The organism is Streptomyces sp. NPDC035033 (assembly GCF_040636735.1).
Classification (GTDB): Bacteria; Actinomycetota; Actinomycetes; order Streptomycetales; family Streptomycetaceae; genus Streptomyces.
Genome location: NZ_JBEZUZ010000055.1, coordinates 26,392 through 49,849, shown reverse-complemented (window position 1 = coordinate 49,849; position 23,458 = coordinate 26,392). Strand labels below are relative to the sequence as shown.

Annotated in this window: 23 protein-coding genes and 1 pseudogene; 15 read left to right on the top strand and 9 right to left on the bottom strand. The window is 74.6% G+C overall.

Annotation, left to right across the window (positions count from 1 at the left end; genetic code table 11):
• Nucleotides 1-95: 95 nt before the first annotated feature.
• Nucleotides 96-1,028, top strand: a pseudogene (locus tag AB0E83_RS22130) (WYL domain-containing protein); the annotation flags it as partial.
• Between the two features lie 34 nt (nucleotides 1,029-1,062).
• On the opposite strand, the gene AB0E83_RS22125 reads toward AB0E83_RS22130, so the two are convergent.
• On the bottom strand, nucleotides 1,063-2,004 hold the full coding sequence (locus tag AB0E83_RS22125) for an SDR family oxidoreductase (RefSeq protein WP_362114367.1): 942 nt from the start codon (nucleotides 2,002-2,004) through the stop codon (nucleotides 1,063-1,065).
• A gap of 99 nt (nucleotides 2,005-2,103) precedes the next feature.
• Between AB0E83_RS22125 and AB0E83_RS22120 the strand changes: the two genes are divergently transcribed.
• Nucleotides 2,104-2,631 (top strand): DUF4240 domain-containing protein, encoded by a 528-nt coding sequence (locus AB0E83_RS22120; RefSeq protein ID WP_362114376.1) that lies wholly within the window; start codon nucleotides 2,104-2,106, stop codon nucleotides 2,629-2,631.
• 58 nt (nucleotides 2,632-2,689) lie between these two features.
• Here the strand turns inward: AB0E83_RS22120 and AB0E83_RS22115 are convergent, their stop codons facing one another.
• Nucleotides 2,690-3,484 carry an SDR family oxidoreductase gene (locus tag AB0E83_RS22115; protein ID WP_362114364.1) on the bottom strand — a complete coding sequence of 265 codons (795 nt, stop codon included), beginning with the start codon at nucleotides 3,482-3,484 and terminating at the stop codon, nucleotides 2,690-2,692.
• A 118-nt stretch (nucleotides 3,485-3,602) separates the two neighbouring features.
• On the opposite strand from AB0E83_RS22115, the gene AB0E83_RS22110 reads away from it, so the two are divergent.
• A complete protein-coding gene (locus AB0E83_RS22110) occupies nucleotides 3,603-4,259 on the top strand; it encodes a TetR family transcriptional regulator (protein WP_362114361.1) in 657 nt (218 codons plus the stop codon).
• On the opposite strand, the gene AB0E83_RS22105 is transcribed toward AB0E83_RS22110, so the two are convergent.
• Nucleotides 4,256-4,756, bottom strand: a complete 501-nt coding sequence (locus tag AB0E83_RS22105; protein ID WP_362114358.1) for a GNAT family N-acetyltransferase — start codon at nucleotides 4,754-4,756, stop codon at nucleotides 4,256-4,258. The two genes, AB0E83_RS22110 and AB0E83_RS22105, sit on opposite strands and share 4 nt — an antisense overlap.
• A 46-nt stretch (nucleotides 4,757-4,802) precedes the next feature.
• Here AB0E83_RS22105 and AB0E83_RS22100 point away from each other — a divergent pair, with 46 nt between their 5' ends.
• Nucleotides 4,803-5,717, top strand: coding sequence for a TIGR01777 family oxidoreductase (locus AB0E83_RS22100; RefSeq protein WP_362114355.1), 915 nt, complete (start codon nucleotides 4,803-4,805; stop codon nucleotides 5,715-5,717).
• 338 nt (nucleotides 5,718-6,055) lie between these two features.
• On the top strand, nucleotides 6,056-7,357 hold the full coding sequence (locus AB0E83_RS22095) for an NAD(P)/FAD-dependent oxidoreductase (RefSeq protein ID WP_362114373.1): 1,302 nt from the start codon (nucleotides 6,056-6,058) through the stop codon (nucleotides 7,355-7,357).
• Between the two features lie 13 nt (nucleotides 7,358-7,370).
• Here the strand turns inward: AB0E83_RS22095 and AB0E83_RS22090 are convergent, their stop codons facing one another.
• Nucleotides 7,371-8,846: a regulator gene (locus AB0E83_RS22090; protein WP_362114352.1), complete on the bottom strand. Its 1,476-nt coding sequence runs from the start codon at nucleotides 8,844-8,846 to the stop codon at nucleotides 7,371-7,373.
• Between the two features lie 306 nt (nucleotides 8,847-9,152).
• Here AB0E83_RS22090 and lipB point away from each other — a divergent pair, with 306 nt between their 5' ends.
• The 4 genes from lipB (at nucleotide 9,153) to AB0E83_RS22070 (ending at nucleotide 12,325) form a co-directional block, all read left to right on the top strand.
• Nucleotides 9,153-9,962, top strand: coding sequence for a lipoyl(octanoyl) transferase LipB (gene lipB / locus AB0E83_RS22085; protein ID WP_362114349.1), 810 nt, complete (start codon nucleotides 9,153-9,155; stop codon nucleotides 9,960-9,962).
• A gap of 101 nt (nucleotides 9,963-10,063) precedes the next feature.
• Complete coding sequence (gene lipA, locus AB0E83_RS22080) at nucleotides 10,064-11,017, top strand: lipoyl synthase (protein WP_362114346.1); 954 nt, start codon at nucleotides 10,064-10,066, stop codon at nucleotides 11,015-11,017.
• Nucleotides 11,018-11,385: 368 nt separating this feature from the next.
• On the top strand, nucleotides 11,386-11,604 hold the full coding sequence (locus AB0E83_RS22075) for a hypothetical protein (RefSeq protein ID WP_362114343.1): 219 nt from the start codon (nucleotides 11,386-11,388) through the stop codon (nucleotides 11,602-11,604).
• A 10-nt stretch (nucleotides 11,605-11,614) separates the two neighbouring features.
• Nucleotides 11,615-12,325, top strand: a complete 711-nt coding sequence (locus AB0E83_RS22070; RefSeq protein WP_362114340.1) for a DUF4191 domain-containing protein — start codon at nucleotides 11,615-11,617, stop codon at nucleotides 12,323-12,325.
• 94 nt (nucleotides 12,326-12,419) lie between these two features.
• Here the strand turns inward: AB0E83_RS22070 and AB0E83_RS22065 are convergent, their stop codons facing one another.
• Entirely contained in the window at nucleotides 12,420-12,887 is a 468-nt protein-coding gene (locus AB0E83_RS22065; protein WP_362114337.1) for an RDD family protein, read from the bottom strand.
• Between the two features lie 221 nt (nucleotides 12,888-13,108).
• Between AB0E83_RS22065 and glnA the strand changes: the two genes are divergently transcribed.
• A complete protein-coding gene (gene glnA / locus AB0E83_RS22060; protein WP_362114334.1) occupies nucleotides 13,109-14,530 on the top strand; it encodes a type I glutamate--ammonia ligase in 1,422 nt (473 codons plus the stop codon).
• An 83-nt stretch (nucleotides 14,531-14,613) separates the two neighbouring features.
• Here the strand turns inward: glnA and AB0E83_RS22055 are convergent, their stop codons facing one another.
• Nucleotides 14,614-14,889 carry a hypothetical protein gene (locus AB0E83_RS22055; RefSeq protein WP_362114331.1) on the bottom strand — a complete coding sequence of 92 codons (276 nt, stop codon included), beginning with the start codon at nucleotides 14,887-14,889 and terminating at the stop codon, nucleotides 14,614-14,616.
• Between the two features lie 123 nt (nucleotides 14,890-15,012).
• Here AB0E83_RS22055 and AB0E83_RS22050 point away from each other — a divergent pair, with 123 nt between their 5' ends.
• Nucleotides 15,013-15,375 (top strand): arsenate reductase family protein, encoded by a 363-nt coding sequence (locus AB0E83_RS22050; RefSeq protein ID WP_362114329.1) that lies wholly within the window; start codon nucleotides 15,013-15,015, stop codon nucleotides 15,373-15,375.
• A 79-nt stretch (nucleotides 15,376-15,454) separates the two neighbouring features.
• Here AB0E83_RS22050 and AB0E83_RS22045 read toward each other — a convergent pair whose 3' ends face one another.
• Complete coding sequence (locus AB0E83_RS22045) at nucleotides 15,455-16,363, bottom strand: Gfo/Idh/MocA family oxidoreductase (protein WP_362114326.1); 909 nt, start codon at nucleotides 16,361-16,363, stop codon at nucleotides 15,455-15,457.
• 196 nt (nucleotides 16,364-16,559) lie between these two features.
• On the opposite strand from AB0E83_RS22045, the gene AB0E83_RS22040 reads away from it, so the two are divergent.
• The 4 genes from AB0E83_RS22040 (at nucleotide 16,560) to AB0E83_RS22025 (ending at nucleotide 21,240) form a co-directional block, all read left to right on the top strand.
• Nucleotides 16,560-17,966: a hypothetical protein gene (locus AB0E83_RS22040; protein ID WP_362114323.1), complete on the top strand. Its 1,407-nt coding sequence runs from the start codon at nucleotides 16,560-16,562 to the stop codon at nucleotides 17,964-17,966.
• Entirely contained in the window at nucleotides 17,963-19,111 is a 1,149-nt protein-coding gene (locus AB0E83_RS22035) for a hypothetical protein (RefSeq protein WP_362114320.1), read from the top strand. The genes AB0E83_RS22040 and AB0E83_RS22035 overlap by 4 nt, the downstream gene beginning before the upstream one ends.
• A gap of 190 nt (nucleotides 19,112-19,301) precedes the next feature.
• Complete coding sequence (gene glnII, locus AB0E83_RS22030; protein WP_362114317.1) at nucleotides 19,302-20,333, top strand: glutamine synthetase; 1,032 nt, start codon at nucleotides 19,302-19,304, stop codon at nucleotides 20,331-20,333.
• 370 nt (nucleotides 20,334-20,703) lie between these two features.
• Nucleotides 20,704-21,240 carry a winged helix-turn-helix domain-containing protein gene (locus AB0E83_RS22025; protein WP_362114314.1) on the top strand — a complete coding sequence of 179 codons (537 nt, stop codon included), beginning with the start codon at nucleotides 20,704-20,706 and terminating at the stop codon, nucleotides 21,238-21,240.
• A 7-nt stretch (nucleotides 21,241-21,247) separates the two neighbouring features.
• Here the strand turns inward: AB0E83_RS22025 and AB0E83_RS22020 are convergent, their stop codons facing one another.
• Nucleotides 21,248-22,693 carry a PepSY domain-containing protein gene (locus AB0E83_RS22020; RefSeq protein ID WP_362114311.1) on the bottom strand — a complete coding sequence of 482 codons (1,446 nt, stop codon included), beginning with the start codon at nucleotides 22,691-22,693 and terminating at the stop codon, nucleotides 21,248-21,250.
• A 59-nt stretch (nucleotides 22,694-22,752) separates the two neighbouring features.
• On the bottom strand, nucleotides 22,753-23,430 hold the full coding sequence (locus AB0E83_RS22015; RefSeq protein ID WP_362114308.1) for a hypothetical protein: 678 nt from the start codon (nucleotides 23,428-23,430) through the stop codon (nucleotides 22,753-22,755).
• Nucleotides 23,431-23,458 lie beyond the last annotated feature (28 nt).

The following is a 23,458-nucleotide window of genomic DNA, read 5'->3' as shown; positions in this document are numbered from 1 at the left end:
CTGCCGACGGTCGTGGTCTCCTCCGACCACGGGATCCGCAAACCCGATCCCGCCCTCTTCCACGCCGCCCTCGCCCAGCTCGGCGCCCCCACGGGCTCCTCCAGAACCGCGGCTCCATGACGGCGGCCGAACTCGCCGCCGAGCTGGAGGTGTCGGAGCGGACCGTCACCCGTGATGCCCTCGCCCTCTCGGAGGCGGGGGTTCCGGTGTTTTCGGAGCGGGGCAGGACCGGCGGGTACCGGCTGGTCGGCGGGTACCGCACGCGGCTGACCGGGCTCGCGAAGGACGAGGCGGAGGCGCTGTTCCTCTCCGGACTGCCGGGCGCGCTGCGGGACATGGGGCTCCAGGACGCGGCCTCGGCGGCGCGCCTGAAGGTGTCGGCGGCGCTGCTGCCCTCGCTGGCGGACGCGCCGGGTTCGGCGGCCCGCCGCTTCCACCTGGACGCGCCGGGCTGGTACCAGGAGCCGGAGACGCCGGAGCTGCTGCCGGCGGTGGCGGAGGCGGTCTGGGACGATCGCCGGCTGTCGGCGCGCTACCGGCGGCGGGACGGCACGGAGGTCGAGCGGGAGCTGGAGCCGTACGGGCTCGTGCTGAAGGCGGGCGTCTGGTACGTGTGCGCCCGCGCGGCGGGCTCGTACCGCACCTACCGGGTGGACCGGTTCACGGCGGTGGCGGTCGGCGAGGAGCGGTTCGACCGCGATCCGGGGTTCGCGCTGGACGCCTTCTGGGCGGAGCGGTCGGCGGAGTTCGCGCGCTCGCTGCTGCGGGCCGAGGTCGGACTGCGGCTGACGGAGGCGGGGGCGCGCCGGCTGCCGCACGTGACGGACCGGGCGGCGGCCCAGGAGGCGCTGGCGGGCGCGGTGCCGGACGGGGAGGGCCGGGTGGCGGTGACGCTCCGGGTGGAGAACGAGGAGGTCGCCTTCGGCCAGTTGTTCGGGCTCGGCCCGGAGGCGGAGGTGGTGGCCCCCGCCTCCCTGCGCGAGCGGTTCGCCGAGGCGGCCCGCGCGACGGCCGAGCGGTACCGGTGAGGACGACCGGTGAAAGGTGACCGGTGCGGGCTGCCTACCGGTAGTCCTCGACCTTGGTGTCGGGGTCGGTCTCCTTGGCGAGGATGAAGCCCCAGGAGTCGGGCCGGGAGCCGTCGGCGTCGGTGAAGCCGTACTCCCTGGCGAGCAGGCCGCTGTCGAGCGACCGTCCGTTCCAGCGGGCGCGGTCGGGGTCGGCGGCGAGGGCGGCGACGCCCCGCCCGACGTAGACCGGGGACTCGGAGACGGCGAAGTCGGCGAGCTGCTCCGTCGCGTCCCGCCAGTTCTCCTCGGTGACGCCGAAGTGGGCGAGCATCTGCTCGGAGCGGAGCCAGCCGGGGCTGACGGAGACGGCCGTTCCGCCGGAGCCGGCCAGTTCCTTCGCGAGGCCGAAGGCCATCCGGAGGGGGGCGTTCTTGGCGAGGTCGTAGAAGAGGTTCTCGCGGTAGTGGGTGCCGTTGTAGGCGGTGGTGCCGTCGGTGACCTCGACGACGAGGCCGCCGGGATGCCGGTTGAGCAGCGGCAGCGCGGCGTGCGAGGTGATGAGGTGGGTCCGCACGCCGAGTTCGAGCATCCGCAGGCCGTCGGTGAGGTCGATGTCCCACGTCTTCTTGCCGAAGGTGTCGATGAGGAGGTGCTCGCCGCCCCAGACGTCGTTGACGAGGACGTCGAGCCGGCCGCGCTCGCGGTCGATCCGGTCGACGAGGGCGCGGACCTGCCCGGGCTCCAGGTGGTCGGTGGGGACGGCGATCCCCTCGCCGCCGGCGGCGGTCACCAGCTCGGCGGTCTCCTCGATGGTCTCGGTGGCGCGGCCGACCTCGCTGACCTTGTCGCGGGTGGTGCGGCCGGTGACGTAGACGGTGGCGCCGGCGGCGCCGAGCTGGACGGCGATGGCCCGCCCGGCGCCCCGGGTGGCTCCGGCCACCAGGCAGATCCGTCCGTGCAGCGGCTTGGTGTCGGTGGTGCTGTCGGTCGTCATGTCCCTCAGGCTGGCAGGAATACCCGACATCTTCTGTCCGGATGGAATCCGGGGTTTCCGGGTGCGTCGCCGTCGCGGAGACAGGATGCTGGTGCCGTGATGGACGAGACCGAGTTCTGGGAGATCATCGACGCCACCCGTGAGGAAGCCGGGGGCGACTCCGACGAGCAGGCCGATCTGCTCGTGGAACGGCTGACCCGGCTGGATCCGGAGACGGTCCTCGACTACGCGCGCCACTTCGAGGCCCGCTTCAACCGCGCCTACCACTGGGACGTGTGGGGCGCGGCGGCGGTCCTGCTCGACGGCCGGGGGGAGCGCGAGGAGGGGTTCGACGCCTTCCGCTGCTGGCTGATCGGCCAGGGCCGGGAGGTGTACGAGGGCGGTGTGGCGGATCCGGACGAGCTGGCCGAGCTGCTCGACGACTTCGATCCGGAGCTGGACGGGGACGGCGAGGAGCTGGGCTTCGCGGCGGACGAGTCCTACGAGACGCTGACCGGGACGGAGACCCCGGACCTGGGGCTCGTGATGCCGGCCGGGGAGCCGGAGGGCGTCCCCCTGGACCTGTCCGACGAGGCGGCGCTCGCGGAGCGGCTGCCCCGGCTGTGGGAGCGGTTCGGGCCGTCGTGACGGCGGGCCCCCGCCGGCGAGGAGGCCGGCGGGGGCCCGGTGCGGGCGGCGGCGGACGTCAGAAGTGGGTTCCGCCGTCGATGCGGACCTCGGTGCCGGTGATGAACCGGCCGTCCTCGCTGGCGAGCATCGCGACGACGCCGGCGACGGTCTCGGGCCCGGCGAAGCCCTGGCCGAGGGCGGGGGCGAGCTTCATGAAGAGCGACATGTCGGCGTCGGCCGGGAGGCCGGGGCCCATGGACTGCTTGCTGGCACCGGAGCCGTCGGTCATGCCGGAGGAGATGGAGCCGGGCTGGACGGCGGTGAAGCGGATGCCCCGCTTGGCGTACTCGGCGGCGAGGGCGTGGGTCATGGACTGGATGCCGCCCTTGCTGGCCGCGTAGGCCGCCATGTAGGGGTGGGCGAACATCGCGGAGGTGGAGGAGAAGTTCACGACGGCGGAGTCGTGGCCCTCCAGGAGCGCCGGTATCGCCTCGCGGATCATGAGGAAGGTGCCGGTCAGGTTGATCCGGATCACCTGCTCGAAGGCGTCCAGGCCGGTCTCGTGGGTGTGCGAGGAGCGGAGCACGCCGGCCGCGTTGACCAGCACGTCCAGGCCGCCGAGGGCCTCGACGGCGGCGGCGACGCCGGCCCGGACGGACGCCTCGTCGGCGACGTCCACGACGACCGTGGTGAGGCGGTCCGCGGCCTCCCCCGCCTTGGCGGCGGTGTCCTTGAGGCCGTCCTCGCTGATGTCGGCGGCGACGACCCGGCCGCCCTCGGCGAGCATGCGCAGGACGGTGGCCTGGCCGATGCCGGAGCCGCCGCCGGTGACGAGCGAGCGACGGTTTTCGAAACGGGTGAGCTGGTTCATGGCGGCGACCTCTCGATGTCAAGCTTTTCGACGTGCATGCCACCGTACGCCCAAGTGGCACGTTTTGCCACACCTGCACTTCATGCACTCCCCCTGGGTGCGGGCGTACTCTCGTACGGTGACCGACCGACCCGAACCGACGCCCGCGCCGCCCACCCTGACCCAGCGCCGCAAGGCCGCCACCCAGCTGGACATCGCCCGCGCGGCGGCCGAGCTGTTCAGCGAGCACGGTCCCGACGGCACCACCGCCGAGTCCATCGCCCAGCGGGCCGGGGTCGCCCTGCGCACCTTCTACCGCTACTTCCGCTCCAAGCAGGACGCCGTCGCCCCGCTCCTGGCGGGCGGCGCCGACCGCTGGCGGGACGCGCTCGCCGCCACCGGCCCCGGCACCCCCCTGGCGCAGGCCCTGGAGGGCTCCGTCGCCGACTCCCTCACCCCCGTGGACGAGGCCGGGGTCGAGGGGCTGCGCTGGACCCGCGGGCTGCTGCGCGCCTCGGCGGAGGACCCGGCGCTGCGGGCCGTCTGGTACCGGGTCAACCAGGAGTCGGAGGAGCGGCTGCGCGAGGTCCTGGCCGTCCTCGCCGGACCGGAGGCCGACCCGCTGGAGGTGCGCCTGGCGGCCGCGGCGGCCACCGACGCGATCCGTATCGCCCTGGAGAGCTGGGCCGAGTCCGACGCCCCCGTCGAGGGACCCGGCTCCCCCGCCGCCCTCGCCCTGCGCTGCCTGCGCGAGCTGATGGGCGGGGTGGCCCTCTGGAACGGGGACCGGGCTTAGCTGAGCGACCGGCCCATCAGGACGTCGTCGACGGGGGCGCCGTCGAGGAGGAACTCGCCGGGCAGGACGCCCTCCACCGCGAAGCCCTCGGCCTCGTAGAGCGCGCGGGCCGGGACGTTGTGGCCGAGGACCCGCAGGGTGATCCGGGTGGCGCCGTCGGCGCGGGCCTTCGCCAGGGCGGCGCGCAGCAGGGCGCGGCCCACCCCCTGGCCCCGGACGGCGCCGGCGACGGCGAGGCCCTGGATCTGGCGGACGTGGGCGTTGCAGGCGAGCGGGGTCGGCCGGCCCAGCCGCACGTAGCCGAGGAGGACGCCGCCGCGCTCGGCCACCAGGTGGTCCTCGGGCCGGTGGCGCTCGTCGAAGAAGGGCGGGTACGGCTCCGAGGGCGCGGGCAGCACCGCGTGGAGCGGGGACCAGGTCTCCCGGTCGAGCAGGCCCAGCGGCTCGGCGTCGCCCGGGAGGGCGGCTCGGATCACGACGGTCTCCGGCTCGGTCATACCCGCCACTCTGCCACGTCCGGGCCCCACCCGGCAGGATGGGCGCATGCAGCCTTCCGCCACCCGCAAGCGCGTCGCCGTCACCGGAGCCTCCGGGCTCATCGGCGCCGCCCTCGTCCGCTCCCTCCGCGCCGACGGGCACGACGTCCTCCGGCTGGTGCGCCGGCCCGCCCGGACCGCCGACGAGGTCGAGTGGGACCCGAAGCGGCTGTACGTGGACGGCGCCGGGCTCGTCGGCGTGGACGCGGTCGTGCACCTGGCGGGCGCGGGCGTCGGCGAGCGCCGGTGGAACGAGGCGTACAAGAAGGAGATCCGGGACAGCCGGGTGCTCGGCACCACCGCGATCGCGCGGACCCTCGCCGGGCTCGCCGAGCCGCCGGAGACGCTGGTGTGCGGCACCGCCCTCGGCTTCTACGGCGACACCGGCAGCCGCGCGGTGGACGAGAGCGCCCCGGCCGGCACCGGCTTCCTGCCCTCGGTGTGCGTGGAGTGGGAGGCCGCGGCGGCGCCCGCGGAGGAGGCCGGGATCCGGGTGACGTACGCCCGCACCGGACTGGTGGTGGCCCGTCAGGGCGGCGCCTGGGGGCGGCTCTTCCCCGTCTTCCGGGCCGGGCTCGGCGGGCGGATGGGCGACGGCCGCCAGTACTGGTCCTTCATCTCGCTCCACGACGAGGTCGCCGCGCTGCGGCACCTGATGGACACCCCCTCGCTGTCCGGTCCGGTGAACCTGACGGCGCCCGAACCGGTCACCAACCGCGAGGTGACCGCGGCGATGGGCCGGGTGCTGCGCCGCCCCACCCCCTTCCCGGTCCCCGCGCCCGCCCTGCGGCTGGCCCTCGGGGACTTCGCGGCGGACGTCCTCGGCAGTCAGCGGGTGGTCCCGGGGCGGCTGCTCTCCTCCGGCTTCGCCTTCGCCTTCCCCACCATCGACGCCTCGATCCGGGCCGCCGCGGCCCGTTGAGCCGGTCCCCGCGCTCCCTGCGCTCCCCCGTGCTGCGGCAAGCCCGCCGCGCGCGGGCCCGCCGCCGTGGGAGCGCTGCCTAGCCTCGTTGCCCACCAGTCGACACGGATCGCGAACTCGGGCATTCCGGGGGCCGGTTGGGGGCATAGGCCCCCAACAGGCGGCGCAGACCTGGGGAGGGGCACGTGCTCAGTACCGCACGCAGCGCACAGCAGGCACAGCACGCGGACGACGCCACGGAGGTCGCCTCCGTGCCGGAGGCCACGGACGGCACGGCACCCGCGGCCGTCCCCGGGCCCCGGCGGGCGGCGTACGCCGGGGGCTCCGGCCTCGGGGACGTGGACGTCGTCGTCGTGGGCGCCGGCGTCGCCGGGCTCGCGGCGGCCCGGCGGCTGACCGGGGCGGGGCTCTCGGTCGCCGTCCTGGAGGCCGAGCCGGCCATCGGCGGACGGCACGCCACCGGCACGGCCGACGGCTTCCGGCTCGACCGGGTGGGCCGGCTGCTCACCCTCTCGCCGGAGGAGCTGCGGGCCCTGCCGGGCCTCGACGGGGTGGTGCCGCGCCCCTTCGCGCCCGGCGTGATCGTCCACTCCGACGGGCGGTACGCGCGCTGGGGCGCCCCGCACCCGCGCCGCTCCGGCGCGCACCGGGGCGTGGGGGGAGCGTTCACCATGGCGCGCGCCCTCGCGAGCGCCCCCCGGCATCCGGCTGCCTCGCTGGACCAGGCCCGGCTCGGCGCCTCGCTGGTGCGGCTCGCGGCGACCCCGACGCAGCGGCTGCTCGCCCGGCCGGAGCGGACCGCGCGGGAGGCGCTGTCGGGCCGGCTGCCCGCGCGGACCGTGCAGGGGGTGGTGCGGCCGCTGGTCGCGGCGCTGCTCGCCGATCCGGACCTGGCGGTGTCGAGCCGGCGGGCGGACCTGGCGCTGCGGGCCTTCGCGCGGGGCCGGATCTCGGTGCCGGAGGGCGGGGCGGCGGCGGTCCCGGAGCGGCTGGCGGCGGAGCTGCCGCCGGGCACGGTCCGGACCGGGGTCCGGGTCACGGAGGTGTCGGCGGCGCGGGTGACGACGGCGGAGCACGGCACGGTCGGCTGCCGGGCGGTGGTCCTCGCGACGGGGGCGCGGACGGCGGCGGAGTTGCTGCCGGGCCTGCGGGTCCCGGCGTACCACGCGGTGACGGTGCTGCACCACACGGCGCCGGCGGCGCCGACGGCGGACCCGGCGCTCCTGGTGGAGGCGGACCCGGGCGGGCCGGTGGCGCACACGGCGGTGATGAGCGCGGTGGACCCGACGCGGGCGCCGGCGGGCCGGGCGCTGATCACCTCGACGGTCCTCGGGACGCCGCCCGACGACACCGAGCGGCGGGTCCGCAAGCACCTGGCGGCGCTCTACGGCACGTCGACGGACGAGTGGGAGCTGCTGGCCCTGCACCACACCCGGGACGCGGTCCTGGCCACGCCCCCGGGGCACGACCCGTGCCGCTCGGTGCGGCTCCTCGCGGGGCTGTACGTGTGCGGCGACCACCGGGGCGCGGGGACCCTGCGCTCCACGCTGGCCTCCGCGGAGCGGGCCGCCGGCGCCGTCCTGGCCGACCTGGGCCTGCGCCCGGCGGTGTGGGAGGGGACGGAGGAGGAGGCGGCCTGAGGCCGGGTCCGGCTCAGCCGAGGGCGGCCACCCGGTCGCGGTAGGTGCGGACGGGCGGGGCGTCCCGGTAGGGCTCCAGGCGGCGCTCGAAGTCGCGGACGTACTCGATCGCGCGGGCGGAGCGCATCTCGGCGGCCTGCTGGGCGGCCTCGGCGCCGAGCGCGCACGCCTGGTCCAGCTCGCCGAGGGCGAGCCGGGCGGTGGCGAGGACGACCCGGCAGAAGAGGCGGCTGCGGGCGTAGCCGGGGGCGCGGAGCTGGAGGGCCCGCTCGGCGTGCTGGGCGGCGGGGCGGTACTGCTGGAGGTCGCGGTGGCAGTGGCCCAGCTCGTCGGCGAGCTGGGCCTCGTCGAAGGGGCGGGCCCAGTGCGGGACCTCGTCGCCGGGCCGGGCGGCCTCCAGGGCCCGCTCGGCACGGACGAGGGAGGCGCTGCACGCCCGGGCCTCGCCGAGGACGGCGTGGCCGCGGGCCTCGACGGCGTGCAGCATCGCCTGGACGACGGGCGGCGCGGCGGGCCCGACGCCCTGCTGGGCGACCCGGGCGAGCTGCACGGCCTCGCGCCCGTGGCCGAGGTAGACGGCCTGACAGCTCATGGTGAGGAGCACGTACGAGCCGTAGGCCCGGTCCCCGGCGGCCTGGGCGAGGCGCAGCGCCTGGACGAAGTAGCGCTGGGCGAGGCCGTGGGCGGCGATGTCGTACGAGGTCCAGCCGGCGAGCCGGGTGAGGTCGGCGGCGGCGGCGAAGAGGCGCCGGCCGGTGGCCTCGCCGTAGGTGCCGCGGAGCATGGGCTCGGCCTCGTGCTCCAGGTAGCGGACGAGGGCCTGGCGGGCGTGGCCGCCGCCGTAGGCGTGGTCGAGGGTGCGGAAGAGGTCGCCGACGGAGCGGAGGGCGGCGATGTCGCCGGCGGTGACGCGCTGGCCGGGGCCGCGTTCGGTGCCGCGCTGGCGGGGGACGGAGTACCGGCCCTGGAGCGGGACGCGGGGGTCGGGGCGGGCCGGGGCGCCGGGGCGGACCACCGGCACGGGGGCGGGTTCGCCGCGGGCGACCCGGTCGTCGGCGCGGCCGATGAGCCAGTCCCGGCTGGGCACGACGAGGCCGGCCGGGGTGAAGGCGATCTTGCGGAGTTCGGCGTGGCTGCCGGAGTCCTTGCGCCAGAGCCCGCTGACGATGTCCACGGCCTCCTCCGGGGTGGCGGCGAACTCCAGGCCCGCGTAGACGGGCGCGCAGGCGTCGAGGCCGAGGTCCTGGGCGGAGAGCCGGCGGCCGAGCCGGCGGGTGAAGACCTCGGCGATGAGGGCGGGGGTGGTGCCGCGCGGCTGCTGGCCGCGGAGCCAGCGGGTCACGGACGTCTTGTCGTACCGCAGGTCGAGTCCGTGTTCCAGGCCGAGCTGGTCCACCCTTCTGGCGAGTCCCGCGTTGGAGAACCCGGCTTCGGCGATGAGCGCGGCGAGCTGGCGGTTCGGGACGCGCTGCGGTGGTCGTTCCGTCATCGGCTGTGCGGTCTCCTGCCTTCCGGGCGCAGGTGGCAGCCCGTTTCGACCCTCATGGAACGGCGTGAATGTAGCGGTCATCCCGGCCCGTACCAGCAGCTACGCCCCACATTCATCCGATCGTGTGAGGAACCGGAACCCTCGTTGTCGTCCCGCGGTGACAAAGCCCCGCTCCACCTGCCCGAAGGGTTCGCACCGTGTCGCCGTACAGTGGCATGGGCGCGTAAAACGCAGGGTGCCGGGCCGGCTCCCGCCCCGGGACGATCCCCGGAAGCCGGCCGCGGACACCCAGGAGGAGGCATGGCCGTGAGTGAGCTGCAATTCGTCCGCCTGGGCTTCGGCGAGAACGCCGTCGAGTACCAGGCGGCCTGGGACAAGCAGCGCGAGGTGCACGCCGCGCGGTTCGCCGACGAGACCGGCGACACCTGTCTGCTCCTGGAGCACCCGCCGGTCTACACGGCCGGCCGGCGCACGGCCGAGAACGAGCGGCCGCTCGACGGGACACCGGTCGTCGACGTCGACCGCGGCGGCAAGATCACCTGGCACGGCCCCGGCCAGCTCGTCGGCTACCCGATCCTCAAGCTGCCCCGCCCGGTGGACGTGGTCGCGCACGTGCGCCGCCTGGAGGAGGCGCTGATCCGCACCGCCGCCGAGTTCGGCGTGGCGACCACCCGGGTCGAGGGGCGCAGCGGCGTCTGGGTCCTCGGCGACCCGGTCGAGCGGCGGCCGGCCCTCGGCGGGCTCTCGCTGGACTTCGACCCGCGGCTGACCGACGAGGAGTTCGACCCGCGCCTGAACGGCCCCGAGTACGCCCCGTCCAACGCCGGCCAGCGCCGCGAGGACCGCAAGCTCGCCGCCATCGGCATCCGGGTCGCCAAGGGCGTCACCATGCACGGCTTCTCCTTCAACGTGAACCCGGACAACGCCTGGTTCGACCGGATCATCCCCTGCGGCATCCGCGACGCGGGCGTCACCTCGCTCGCCAACGAGCTGGGCCGTGACGTCACCGTCGAGGAGGTCCTCCCGGTGGTGGAGCGGCACCTGCGGGACGTGCTGGAGAACGCGGAACCCAAGCCGCGGGAGATCGCGCGCGAGACGGAACGGGCCCCGGCCTAGGAATGCCGAGCTCTGGCCACGGGTTGGCCAGACGTAGCAAGGCATGGAAGCAACGGGCGTACCCTGGTGGGCGCCGAAGAATCGAAGCTACAGGAGCCGATGTGTCCGCAGTCGCCCCCGACGGACGCAAGATGCTGCGCCTGGAGGTCCGGAACGCCCAGACCCCCATCGAGCGCAAGCCCGAGTGGATCAAGACCCGCGCGAAGATGGGTCCGGAGTACACCAAGATGCAGAGCCTCGTGAAGAGCGAGGGCCTGCACACGGTCTGCCAGGAGGCGGGCTGTCCCAACATCTTCGAGTGCTGGGAGGACCGCGAGGCGACCTTCCTCATCGGCGGTGACCAGTGCACCCGGCGCTGCGACTTCTGCCAGATCGACACCGGCAAGCCGGAGGCCCTCGACCGGGACGAGCCGCGCCGCGTGGGCGAGTCCGTCGTCACGATGGACCTGAACTACGCCACCATCACCGGCGTCGCCCGCGACGACCTGGAGGACGGCGGCGCCTGGCTGTACGCCGAGACCGTGCGCCAGATCCACCAGCAGACCGCGGAGCGCGCCGCCGGCCGCACCAAGGTCGAGCTGCTCGCCCCCGACTTCAACGCGGTGCCGGAGCTCCTGGCGGAGGTCTTCGCCTCCCGCCCCGAGGTCTTCGCGCACAACGTGGAGACGGTGCCGCGGATCTTCAAGCGGATCCGCCCCGGCTTCCGCTACGAGCGCTCGCTGGACGTCATCCGGCAGGCCCGTGACTACGGCCTGGTCACGAAGTCGAACCTGATCCTCGGCATGGGCGAGACCCGCGAGGAGGTCAGCGAGGCGCTGCGGCAGCTGCACGACGCCGGTTGCGAACTCATCACGATCACGCAGTACCTGCGCCCCTCCGTCCGGCACCACCCCGTGGAGCGCTGGGTGAAGCCGCAGGAGTTCGTGGAGCTGAAGGAGGAGGCCGACGAGATCGGCTTCTCCGGCGTGATGTCGGGCCCGCTGGTCCGGTCGTCGTACCGCGCGGGCCGTCTGTACCAGCAGGCGATGGAGCTGCGCAGCCGAGCCGGAGCGTAGGTCGTGGGTCCGCCCGAGGAACGAGGGCGGACACGCGGCCGGAGCGGTGGCGAGGCGGAGCGCGACCGAGGGCTCCGAGAAGCGCGGCACGGCGGTGGAGGCCGCGCAGGCGGTGTGACGCCGGTGTGAATCCCCGCACAGGTCGTTACCTGTCGGTAGTGCGTATCGGAGAGCGGCCCGTACGGCCCCGCAGTTCAGCGGGCCGTGCGGGCCGCTCCGCCGTCCGGGGGGACCGCATCGGCGTTTCATCAGTGTTTGACCGTCGGGTCATGCCCTGGTAACACCGTTCTGTGAGCATGGTTCCACGCACCGCCACCATCCGCTCGCTCCCCCACCTCGTCTCATCCGCGATCGAGAGAGGACCCCTCATGCCGGCCGCAGCGTCGTCGCATGTCCGCCTCCGTGCCCTCCCGTCCGTCACCGGCACCCTCCGGGCCGTCGAGGCGCTGCTCCTCGGCGGCGGGCAGCGCACCGCCCGCCGCAACGCCTGGACCTCCGTCCTGGAGGACCGCCGCCGCGCCAAGGACCGCATGGAGGCCCAGCATGTCCTGGAGGCCGCGTCGGGCCGGACGTCCCGGGCCACGTAGACTTCAAGGCATGGCGAGGAAGGCAAACACGGGCGGCGCTGACGCCGCGAACCCCGGGCGACTGAAGCAGATCGCCCTCACGTACAAGATGACCCGGAAGGCCGATCCCAAGGTCGGGCTCGTCGTCGCCGGCGTGGGCATCGTCGTACTCGGCGTCCTCCTCGGTATCGGCTTCCTGATCGGCCACCCGGTCTACCTGGGCATCCTGGGCTTCGTCCTGGCGCTCCTGGCGATGGCGATCGTCTTCGGGCGGCGCGCCGAGCGGGCGGCCTTCGGGCAGATGGAGGGCCAGCCGGGCGCCGCCGCGGCGGTGCTGCAGAACATCGGGCGCGGCTGGACCGTGACCCCGGCGGTCGCGATGAACCGCAACCAGGACGTCGTGCACCGCGCGGTCGGCCGCCAGGGCATCGTCCTGGTCGGCGAGGGCAACCCGAACCGGCTGAAGCCCCTCCTCGCGGCCGAGAAGAAGAAGATGGCCCGCATCCTGGTCGACGTGCCGGTGACGGACATCGTCGTCGGCAACGACGAGGAGCAGGGCCAGGTCCCGCTCAAGAAGGTCCGCACCAAGATGCTGAAGCTGCCCCGGCTGCTCAGCGGCCCCCAGGTGACGGCCGCCAACGACCGGCTGCGGGCGATGGGCGACCTCATGAGCAACATGCCGCTGCCGAAGGGCCCGATGCCCAAGGGCATGAAGATGCCGCGCGGCGGAAAGATGCGCTGACGCGCACGCGCGCGTCCACGGACGAGAAGGGCGGTGCCCCGGACCTCGCGGGTCCGGGGCACCGCCCTTCGGCGTACCGGGTCGGCGGGCCGGGTCAGACCCGGATCTGGACGGCGCCGGAGAAGCGGTCGTGGAGGCCGCGGCCGTCCCGGTCCCAGACGAGCGCGGGGATCGCCAGGCAGGTGAGGGCCGCGCGGAGCACGGCCCGGGGCAGCGAGAGCCGGCCGCCGTGGACCGAGACGACCCGCAGCCGGAAGAGGAGCTTGCCCGGGGTGGCGCCGACGGTGCCGACGGTCAGGGCGTTCAGGACGAACAGGATGAGCAGGGCCCAGTTGCTGGTCGTCTGGCCGTAGCCGTCGGTGAGGAGACCGTATGCGATCAGCAGGCACAGGCCCCAGTCCACGGCGAGCGCGCCGAGCCGCGCCCCGGGACGGGCGATGGAGCCGGGTCCCTCCTCGGGGAGGCCCAGCTGCTGCCCCCGGTAGCCGAAGTCCACGCCTGCTTGCTCCGCCGCGGCACGGGGGCCGGAGAGCCACGATCCGAGTGCTTGCCTGTTGTCCACCCGACCACCGTACTGCGCCCGTTTTCGATCACTTCGGTCCGGGTGCGGATGGGGCGCGGCCCGCGCCGGCTGCCGCCGGGTCGGTTAACTTCGACGAAACAAATGGGTCATGCTTGAGAAATCCCGCCTGCCTATGGTCGGGTCCGAGCGTGCGCCACCGCACTGGTGCATCACCGAGCTGCAACCCCGCCCCTCCCCGGGCCGGGAGTAGGAGGAGTTGGATGTCCAAGCACGGGTTCCAGAACGCCGACGAGGTCGCGAAGTTCATCAAGGACGAGGACGTCAAGATGGTCGACGTCCGCTTCTGCGACCTTCCCGGCGTGATGCAGCACTTCTCGATCCCGGCGACGGCCTTCGACCCGTCCGAGGAGCTGGCCTTCGACGGCTCGTCGATCCGCGGCTTCCAGGCCATCCACGAGTCCGACATGGCGCTGCGCGCGGACCTCTCCACGGCCCGCCTGGACCCGTTCCGCCGCGACAAGACGCTCAACATCAACTTCTTCATCCACGACCCGATCACGGGCGAGGCCTACAGCCGCGACCCGCGGAACATCGCGAAGAAGGCGGAGGCGTACCTGGCCTCCACCGGCATCGCCGACACCGCGTACTTCGGCCCGGAGGCGGAGTTCTACGTCTTCGACTCGGTCCGCTTCGAGACCTCCGCGAACCAGGGCTTCTACCACATCGACTCCGAGGCCGGCGCCTGGAACACCGGCAAGGAGGAGGACAACCGGGGCTACAAGGTCCGCTACAAGGGCGGCTACTTCCCGGCCCCGCCGGTCGACCACTTCGCCGACCTGCGCGCCGAGATGTCCCTGGAGCTGGAGAAGGTCGGCCTCCAGGTCGAGCGCCAGCACCACGAGGTCGGCACCGCCGGTCAGGCCGAGATCAACTACAAGTTCAACACGCTGCTCGCCTCGGCCGACGACCTGATGCTGTTCAAGTACATCATCAAGAACGTCGCCTGGCGGAACGGCAAGACCGCGACCTTCATGCCGAAGCCGATCTTCGGCGACAACGGCTCGGGCATGCACGTCCACCAGTCGCTGTGGTCGAACGGCGCCCCGCTCTTCTACGACGAGGCCGGCTACGCGGGCCTGTCGGACACCGCCCGCTACTACATCGGCGGCATCCTCAAGCACGCCCCGTCGCTGCTCGCCTTCACCAACCCGACGGTGAACTCCTACCACCGCCTGGTCCCGGGCTTCGAGGCGCCGGTCAACCTGGTCTACTCGCAGCGCAACCGCTCCGCCGCCATGCGCATCCCGATCACGGGCTCGAACCCGAAGGCCAAGCGCGTCGAGTTCCGCGCGCCGGACCCGTCCTCGAACCCGTACCTCGCCTTCTCCGCGCTGCTCCTCGCGGGCCTCGACGGCGTCAAGAACAAGATCGAGCCCATGGAGCCGATCGACAAGGACCTCTACGAGCTCGCCCCCGAGGAGCACGCGAGCGTCCCGCAGGTCCCGACCAACCTGGAGGCCGTCCTCAAGGCCCTGGAGGAGGACAACGAGTACCTCCAGGCCGGCGGCGTCTTCACCTCCGACCTGATCGAGACCTGGATCGACTACAAGCGCACCCACGAGATCGCCCCGATCCAGCTCCGCCCGCACCCGCACGAGTTCGAGCTCTACTTCGACCTCTAAGCCGCGAGGCGCGCCGAAGCACCGCTGAGGGCCGCCGCTCCCGGGACTCCCGGGGGCGGCGGCCCTCGCCGTGTCCGGTGGGGTCAGCGGCTGTAGCGGATGAGGGCGCGGACCATGCGGCAGGTGGTGTCCGAGGGCGGGTGGATGCCTATGCGCTCGGCCATGGTGCGGATCACGGCGTTGGTGGCCTTCGACGGGACGTAGACGCCGGCGTCGAGCAGGGCGATCGTGAGGCGCATGGCCTTGAGGCGGCGGTTGTGGGTGACGTACCACTCACGCGGGCGGCCCGCCGGGAGGGGCTTCTTCTGGAGCGGGGTGAAGGGTTCGATGGACGGCCTGCGGATCACGGCTGCTGCCATGGGCTACCTCCTGGCGAACGGTGGCGGGGGCCCTCCCCGGGGCCCTTGCCTTCAGCTCCTATTTTAGGCGCCGGCACTGACAATCGAGCCTGGTCGGGCGGGGTCCGGGGGTACTTTGGGGCCATGGAGATCTGGATCAATCCCGCCTGTTCCAAGTGCCGGAGCGCACTCACCCTGCTCGACGCCGAGGGGGCCGACTACACCGTCCGGAAGTACCTGGAGGACGTGCCCTCCGCGGAGGAGATCCGGGCCGTGCTCGACCGGCTGGGGCTCGAACCGTGGGACATCACGCGCACCGGGGAGGCCGTCGCCAAGGAGCTGGGCGTGAAGGAGTGGGGGCGGGAGCCGGGTGACCGGAAGCGGTGGATCGAGGCGCTGTCCGCCCACCCGAAGCTGATCCAGCGGCCCATCATCACCGCCGACGACGGGACGGCCGTGGTGGCGCGGTCCGAGGAGGCCGTGCGGGACGCCCTCGGACGCGGCTAGCCGGGGCCCCTGCGCCGCGCCCGAGGACGGGCCCGGGGCCGGGGCGTCGTGGCCCGGCCCCGCTCCGGTGCCGGGTCCGTCAGGCCGTCGTCGCGCGGGCTTCCGCCTCCGTGAGGAGTTCGGTGAGGCGGAGGGCGAAGGAGGCGTCGCAGGGGTGGGGGTCCCCGGTGCGGGCGGCCGTGAGGAGGGCGTCGACGGCGCAGGCGTACGCCTCCACCGCGCCGTTCCAGGACGGGAGGCCGGCGCGGCCCGCCGTGCCGTGCAGGGTGATCGACGCGCCCGCCGCCGCGGGCGGGGCGCTCAGGGACAGGGTCGCGGTGCTGCTCGCGCCCGAGGCGTGGCGGAGGACCAGGTGGTGGGTGTCCTCCGGGCCCCGCGCCGCCGTCATCGACGTCACGTCGCCGAGGACCGGCAGGAGGACCGAGAGGACGTGCGGGCCCACGTCCCACAGGCCGCCCTTCTCGCGCCGCCACGGGGAGGCCGCGTAGGGGCTGTCGGAGCCGGCGGCGTAGAGGGAGCCGAGCCAGCGGGCCTCGGCCACGTACCAGCCGCCCGCCGCCCGCTGCTCCTCGATCCAGCGGGCCGTCTCCGGGGCGAAGCGCAGGGTGCAGAAGACGACCGAGGCCACGCCCGCCTTCTCCGCCGCCGCCACGACCTCGCGGGCCGCCGTGACCGTCGTGGCCAGCGGCTTGTCGAGGAGCAGGTGGCAGCCGGCCCGGGCCGCGCGGGCGGCGACGGTGGCCTGGACGTCCGGCGGGAGCGCCACCGCCACGGCGTCGCACTCCGCCAGGAGGACGTCCAGGTCCTCGTACGCGCGCGTGCCGGAGGCCGCGGCCAGTTCAGCGGCGGCCTCCGGGCGCCGGCCCCACACCCCGGCGAACTCGACCCCCTCGTGGGCGGCGAGCGCCGGGGCGTGGGTGCGGGCGGCCCAGGGGCCGGTGCCGACGAGTCCGATGCGGGGACGCGGGTGCGCGGGGAGGATCGCCATGGCCCCAGTCTGCCCGGCCGGGCCCGGTGCCTTCACCCGATATCCGGTGGCACCGCTCCCCCGGGCCGGTGTTAACGTGCCCCGGTGCCGGCCGCGGGACTTCGGCGCGACTTCCGGAACCTGCCTGAAGCAACGTATTCGCTGTTCGCGCCCCCTCTCCCCGGCCGGCACGCCGACGCGCGAGAAGGGGGACGCCGTGTCCGAGCTGGTCGCCGCCGAGGACGTGCTGCTCTTCGTCAACGCGGCCGTGACCGCCACCGGGCAGCGGGAGTTCCGTTCCTCGGCCGAGGAGCAGCGGCTGTCGCTCGCCTTCCTCCACGAGTACGTCCGGGTCAACTACCGTCCCCTGTACGCGGCCTGCCTCGCGCTCGACATCAACGACCACAACGCCGCCCTCGTCGCCGAGCAGCTGCTGCGGACCCCGGGCGAGGCCGGGGAGGGGGAGGGGCGGCTGATCGCGGCCCGGCTGGCGCGGATGGCGCCGCAGCGGGTCTACCGGCTCTTCCGCGCACTGCGCGCCGCCGGCGTGAACAACCGGCGCACCCGCGCGATCGTGCGCGAGTGGCTGGCCGCCCGGCCCGACCCGGCCCTGGACGCCGTGAAGTACCGGGCCGGGGTGAAGTCCGCGCTGCGGCACGCGCACGTGCCGGCCGCCGACGCCGAGACCGGCGACTTCCTCTTCGCGCCGGGGCGCCGGGTCCGGTACGCGCACCCGCTGCTGGAGGCGTACCGGCGGGCCGGGTACGAGGAGGAGGCGCTCTACCGGCTGCCGTTCAGCGTCGCCGAGGGGTTCGCGGCGCGGCACGGCGTGGACCGGGAGGTGTTCCTGGAGCGGATCGCGCCCCGGATGACCCGGCTGGAGCGGCTGCGGACCCGGCGGGCCTCCGGCCGGGCCGTCGACCTGACCGTGATGCCGCTGACGAGGACGGCGCTCTACGTGCTCTCCCTGCCGCTCGCGGAGCGGGCGGAGCGGCGGGAGGAGCTCACCGGGGCGCTGCGGGCGGCGGCCCGGCGCGCGGCCGGGCCGTACGCGGGGAGCTGGGGGCGGGTCGCGGCCGTCCTCGACGACAGCTTCTCCTCGTCGGGGTCCGCGGTGAAGCGGCGTCGGCCGCTGGCGGTGGCGCTCGGCGGCCACTTCCTCCTGGAGGCGCTGGCGGCCCCGGGGGCGTACACCGGGCTGTGGACCTCGGGCGGTACGGATCCGCTGCTCGTCCGGCCGTACGGGCCCACCCCGCTGGGGCTGCGGATCCTCGACGCGCTCGACGGCGGGCCGGAGCGGCTCGTGGTCGTCTCGGACGGCTGGGACAACGCCCCGCCGGGGCTGGCGGGCGAGGTGCTGCGGGTGTGGCGCTCGCGGCTCGACCCGGAGCGGCGGACGGCCGCGGTCCACGTCAACCCCGTATACGACGCCGGGGGGTTCGACGTGCGCCGGCTGGGCCCCTCGGTACCGACGGTCGGCATCCGGGACGCGGAGGACCTGCCGGCCCTGGTGGAGATCGCGCGGTTCGCCGAGGGCCGGACCGGGCTGACCGAGCTGCGCGCCTATCTGGACCGGCGGGTGGCGGACTTCCTCGCGGAGCACGAGAAGGGGGCGGGCGCGTGACGCGGATCGATCCGACCGGGCTCGACACCCGGCCCGCGCAGGTGTGGGGCGGGATCCGGCTCGTCCCGCTGGTGCGGGCCGAGCCGGTCGAGGGGCTGCGGCTGCACCGGGAGGTGTACGACCGGTCCGACGGCCGGGTCGACGTCGGCGACGGCACCGTCTACACCTCGTACGTGCCGCACGGCTTCGTCGCGGACTGGTCGGGGACGGACCGGGAGGAGGCGGCGTACGGGACGCGGCTCGGCGACGGACCGCCGGCCGCCGTGCCCGTCCGCGCCCCGCACCACCGGCTCGCCAAGCGGCGGCGCGGCGAGCGGCGGCTGCGGTTCCTCCCGCTCCACCTCGCCCTGGACGGATATCTGGCGCTGCACTTCGGCGGGCCGTCCGTGCTGTGGGAGGAGTGGTCGCGGCAGGCGCTGCGGCGCGGGCTGTCGCCGCGCGCGGAGGCGGCGTACGACGGGTGGGACGTGCCGGGGCTCGCGGAGGCGCTGCGGGTCTTCGAGCTGCACCCGGGCCAGTGCGGGGTGATGGTGTACGCGGCGGACGCGCTGGCCGGGGCCTTCGTGGTGCCGCACCCGGAGGACTACCGGCTGCTGCACCCGACGCTGGTGGAGGACCTGTACGGGGAGCTGGTCCACCAGTACGCGCACTACGGCGGCCCGGTGCCCGAGTTCACGGCCCGGATCCGGGACGGCGCCGGCGGGATCCGGGGCCTCGCGGACCTGCGGGCGGCGGCGCGGGAGCAGGAGCGGCGCTGGGCCCGGGCGCACGACGGGCTGATGGCGCGGGACCTCCTGGAGACGCCGTACGCCTTCGAGCGGGTCCACCGGATGGGGTCGTTCGCGCTGTACCGGTTCCTGCCGCCGTTCGCGCGGGACGGCCGGGAGCAGCACATCGGCGAGCTGATCGCCGACCACAAGGGGCGGACGGCCTACCTGAAGACCTTCCGGCTCTCGGACGCGCAGGTCAGGCGGGGGTACCTGCTGCGCAGGCTCGCCGCCCACGACTGGCACCTCGGGCGGACGGCCGAGGAGCTGGGGGTCTCCCCCGAGGAGCTGGTCCGGCGGATCACGGCGGCGGGTTTCGGCCCGCTGCTCGACGCGAACGGGCTCGCACGGGCGGCGCGGGCCGCCGGGGAAGGCTGAGTAACACGGGGTTCACAAACGGGCAACCGAAGGGAAATCCCGTGTTGCGAAGCTGCGGTCACACGAAAGGCGCTCACGACGGCGGGCCGGGACACCGGTCGGGCGTCCGACGCCGCCCCGCAGCTTCTCGCAGCGCCGCGAGCCGCCGCGGATCCCCGCAGCAGCACGCCACGCCCTAAGGATGACCCCCGTGACCTTCAAGGCTGAGTACATCTGGATCGACGGCACCGAGCCGACCGCGAAGCTTCGCTCGAAGACGAAGATCATCGCGGGCGAGGGGCTGCCGCTGGCGGAGCTGCCGATCTGGGGCTTCGACGGCTCCAGCACCAACCAGGCCGAGGGCCACGCCTCGGACCGCGTCCTCAAGCCGGTCTTCTCCTGCCCGGACCCGATCCGCGGCGGCAACGACGTCCTGGTGCTGTGCGAGGTCCTCAACACGGACATGACGCCGCACGCGTCCAACACCCGCGCCGCGCTGGCCGAGGTCGCCGCCAAGTACGCCTCCCAGGAGCCGATCTTCGGCATCGAGCAGGAGTACACCTTCTTCGAGGGCACCCGTCCGCTGGGCTTCCCGGTCAACGGCTTCCCGGCCCCGCAGGGCGGTTACTACTGCGGCGTCGGCGTGGACGAGATCCACGGCCGTCCGATCGTCGAGGCGCACCTGGAGAACTGCCTCAAGGCGGGTCTGGGGATCTCCGGCATCAACGCCGAGGTCATGCCCGGCCAGTGGGAGTTCCAGGTCGGCCCGCTGGCCCCGCTGGAGGTCTCCGACCAGCTGTGGATCGCCCGCTGGCTGCTCTACCGCACGGCCGAGGACTTCAACGTCGCCGCGACGCTGGACCCGAAGCCGGTGAAGGGCGACTGGAACGGCGCCGGCGCGCACACCAACTTCTCCACCAAGGCGATGCGCGAGGGCTACGACGCCATCATCACCGCCTGCGAGTCGCTGGGCGAGGGCTCGAAGCCGCTCGACCACGTCAAGAACTACGGCGCCGGCATCGACGAGCGCCTGACCGGTCTGCACGAGACCGCCCCGTGGGACCGGTACTCCTACGGCGTCTCCGACCGCGGCGCCTCGGTCCGCATCCCGTGGCAGGTCGAGCAGGACCAGAAGGGCTACATCGAGGACCGGCGTCCGAACGCGAACGTCGACCCGTACGTGGTGACCCGCCTCCTGGTGGACACCTGCTGCGAGGCCCTGGAGAAGGCCGGCCAGGTCTGATCCCCCCGGCTCCCGTGAGAGGGGCGCCCGCCGTTCCGTACGGTGGGCGCCCCTTTTCGCCATGGGGCCCTTTTCGCCATGGGGCCGGACGGCGGGCGAATCGACGCCCCGGGGCTGCTCGGAGCCATTCCCTTCTGCTTCAATAGGGATATGGCCGCCATGACGAAGGACACCGCGACGGGTCGCCCCGTCCTGGAGCCCTTCTGGCCTTCCCGCCAGCACCACGACTTCGACCGGTGCTGTCGGCGCGTGAGGAACGCGTCGGCCCTCTAAAGCCCCGACCGGAGACGTGTCCGGTCCCCCGGCCTCCGGCCGACGCGCATGACGTTCGACGCCCGTCCGTCCCTTCGCGCGAAAGAGCCGATGCCCCATGGCCCCCACCCAGGCCGCCACCCCGTTCGTCCCCGCCGCCCGTCCCCGTCTGCGCGCCGTCGCGCCCGACGAGGCGACCGGGCTCGCCCAGGTCGCCGACCTCCTGCCGCCGGGCGCCACGCTGCTGCCGGCTCCCCCGCACGCCCTGCCCGCGCTGCCGGGCCGGCCGCCGATGGTCGGCTACCTGGTGCTGCTCCCCGCCGACCGGCAGCCGCCGGTCCCCGCGGCGGCCGAGCCCGGGCCCGGGGCCGCCGCGGGGCCGGTCGGCATCGACGGCGAGCGGCGGATCGCCACCGTCGACGGGCGGGAACTCGACCTGACGTACCTGGAGTTCGAGCTGCTGGCCCACCTCGTGGCCCATCCGTACCGGGTCCACACCCGCGACCAGCTGGTGCGGACGGTGTGGGGGTACGGGCACGTGGGCGACGGGCGCACCGTGGACGTCCACGTGGCCCGGCTGCGCCGCAAGCTGGGCGCCGAGCACCGCCACACGATCCGGACCGTGCGGCGGGTCGGCTACAAGTACCTGCCCTGACCGGCGTCTAGGAGGCGGCGGTCCGCTTCCTCCTCGCCCTGGAGGCCAGGGCGAGGAGGGCCTCGGCGGCGAGCAGCACCAGCAGGCCGATGCCGAGCAGCGGGACGAACCAGCCGACGAGCGCGGCCGCCGCGGCGAGCGGCAGCAGCAGCGTGACCGGCACCTTCCGCCAGGCGCCCCGGCCCACCGGGCGGCGCGGGCGGCGCAGCCACCACATGCGGTAGCCCCAGAGGATCATCAGGATCAGGGCGAGGGCGAGGGCCGCGAGCGCCAGCTGGTTGAACAGGCCCAGGAAGACGCCGGTGTGGGCGTCGATGCCGATCCGGGTCAGCTTCGCGAGGAGCGGGTACGCGGCGAAGTCGAGCCGGTCGAGGACGGTGCCGTCGGCCGGGTCCAGGGCGACCGAGTCCAGCTCGACCGGGAACTGCTTGTCGGTCTCCTTCACCACGTAACCGCTGCCCTCGGCGGGCAGCGTGACGGCTATCGAGGGGCTGTCGATCCCGGCGGCGCGGGCGGCGGCGACGGCCCGGTCGAGACCGATGTCGGCGGTGGGCGCCGGGGCGGGGTCGGCCGGCTGGTGGCCGGGGCCGTGGCCCGCGTGCTCGCCGCCCGCGCCGCCGGTGCCGCCCTCGATGCCGGCCGACAGGGTGGGGGTGGCGCCGCCGAGGCCGTCCTGGAGGGCGCCGATGTTCTCGCCGGCGTACCGCGACCAGGTCAGGCCGGTGGCGGAGAGCAGCAGCAGGCCGAGGGCCGCCCAGAGGCCGACCGAGCCGTGCCAGGAGAGGGTGCGGCGGCGGGACTTCGGGCCGCCCTCGGGGAGCAGGAGCGCCCGCCGCTTCGTACGGCGCCGGGCGAACCAGAGGACCAGGCCGCCGAGGACCAGCACCCACAGCCAGCTCGCGGCGAGCTCGCTGTAGACCCGGCCCGGTTCGCCGAGGTGGAGGTCGCGGTGGAGGCCGTCGATCCAGGTGCGCAGCGGCAGGGCGCCGCTGCTGCCGTAGCTGGGCAGCTGCCCGCGGACGTCACCGGTGTACGGGTCGACGAAGACGGCGAGCGAGGTGCCCTCGGGGGCGTCGGGGTCGGCCATCAGGACGCGGGTGGTCGTGCCCGGTGCGGCGGCGGGCCAGACGGCGGTGACGGTGCCGTCCGGGTTCGCCCGGCGGGCGGCGTCGGTCTGGCGGTCCAGCGGGAGGACGGCGTCGCCGGCCGGGACCTCCAGCTCGTGCGCGTACACCACCTTCTCGGCCTGGAAGGAGAGGGCGTAGAGCAGGCCGCTGAGGGCGGCGACGAGCAGGAAGGGGGCGACGAGGAGGCCGGCGGTGAAGTGGAGCCGCAGGAGGAGGGGGCGCAGGGCGCTCCGGGCGCCGGGGCGGTGCGGGGCGGTGGCCGGTGGCGCGGTGGCCGGTGCGGGTGCCTCGGCGGTGCCGGGGCGTGCGGGATCGTCGATGGTCATGACTGTCCTCGGAGTCTCGTGAGGGTCTGCCGTCGGGCAGGGGGAAGCGGCCCCCGGCGTCAGACGAGCGGACCGAGGACCGTGGCGCGGGGGACGGGCGGCCGGGGCGGGCCGCGCCGGGAGAGGACGTGCGCGAGGACGACGACGTGCGGGCGCCGGGCGTTCCGGCGGGGCCGCCGGACCGGGCGGCGCGGGTCGGCGGGGACGGCGGCGGGGCCGAGCGGGACGGCGAGGAGGTGCCGGAGCGGGGTGAGCGCGGCCTCGGCCAGCGCGAAGAAGGCGGCCTCGCCGCGCGCCAGCCACACCCCGCAGACCAGCGCGGCCAGGAGGTGGACGGCGAGCATCCCGGGACCGCCGTCGGCGACGGGGGTGAGGAGGGCGGCGAGGCCGTCGGGGGCGGCGTCGGCGGGGGCGTGGGTGACGGCACCGCCGTGGGCCGTGTGGGCCGTGTGGGAAGCGTGGACCGGGGCGGCCGGGGCGTGGGCGCCGGTCAGGGAGAAGGCCAGGTGGAGGACGCCCTGGGCGGCGAGGGTGCCGCCCGCGCAGGCGACGGGGCCGCGTCGGCGGCCGGCCGCGCACCAGGCGACGCCGGCCGTGGCGGCGAGGGCGACGAGGAGGGTGAGCGGGTCGAGGGAGTGCGCAGACATGGACGAATGCCCCACCGCCGCCAGTACGACGCACACGACCGCGAACAGGGCGGCTCGCAGGGCGCGCAGCGGCGACCGGGGACTCGTCATCGGGGCCATGCTGTCACCCGCCGGCGGA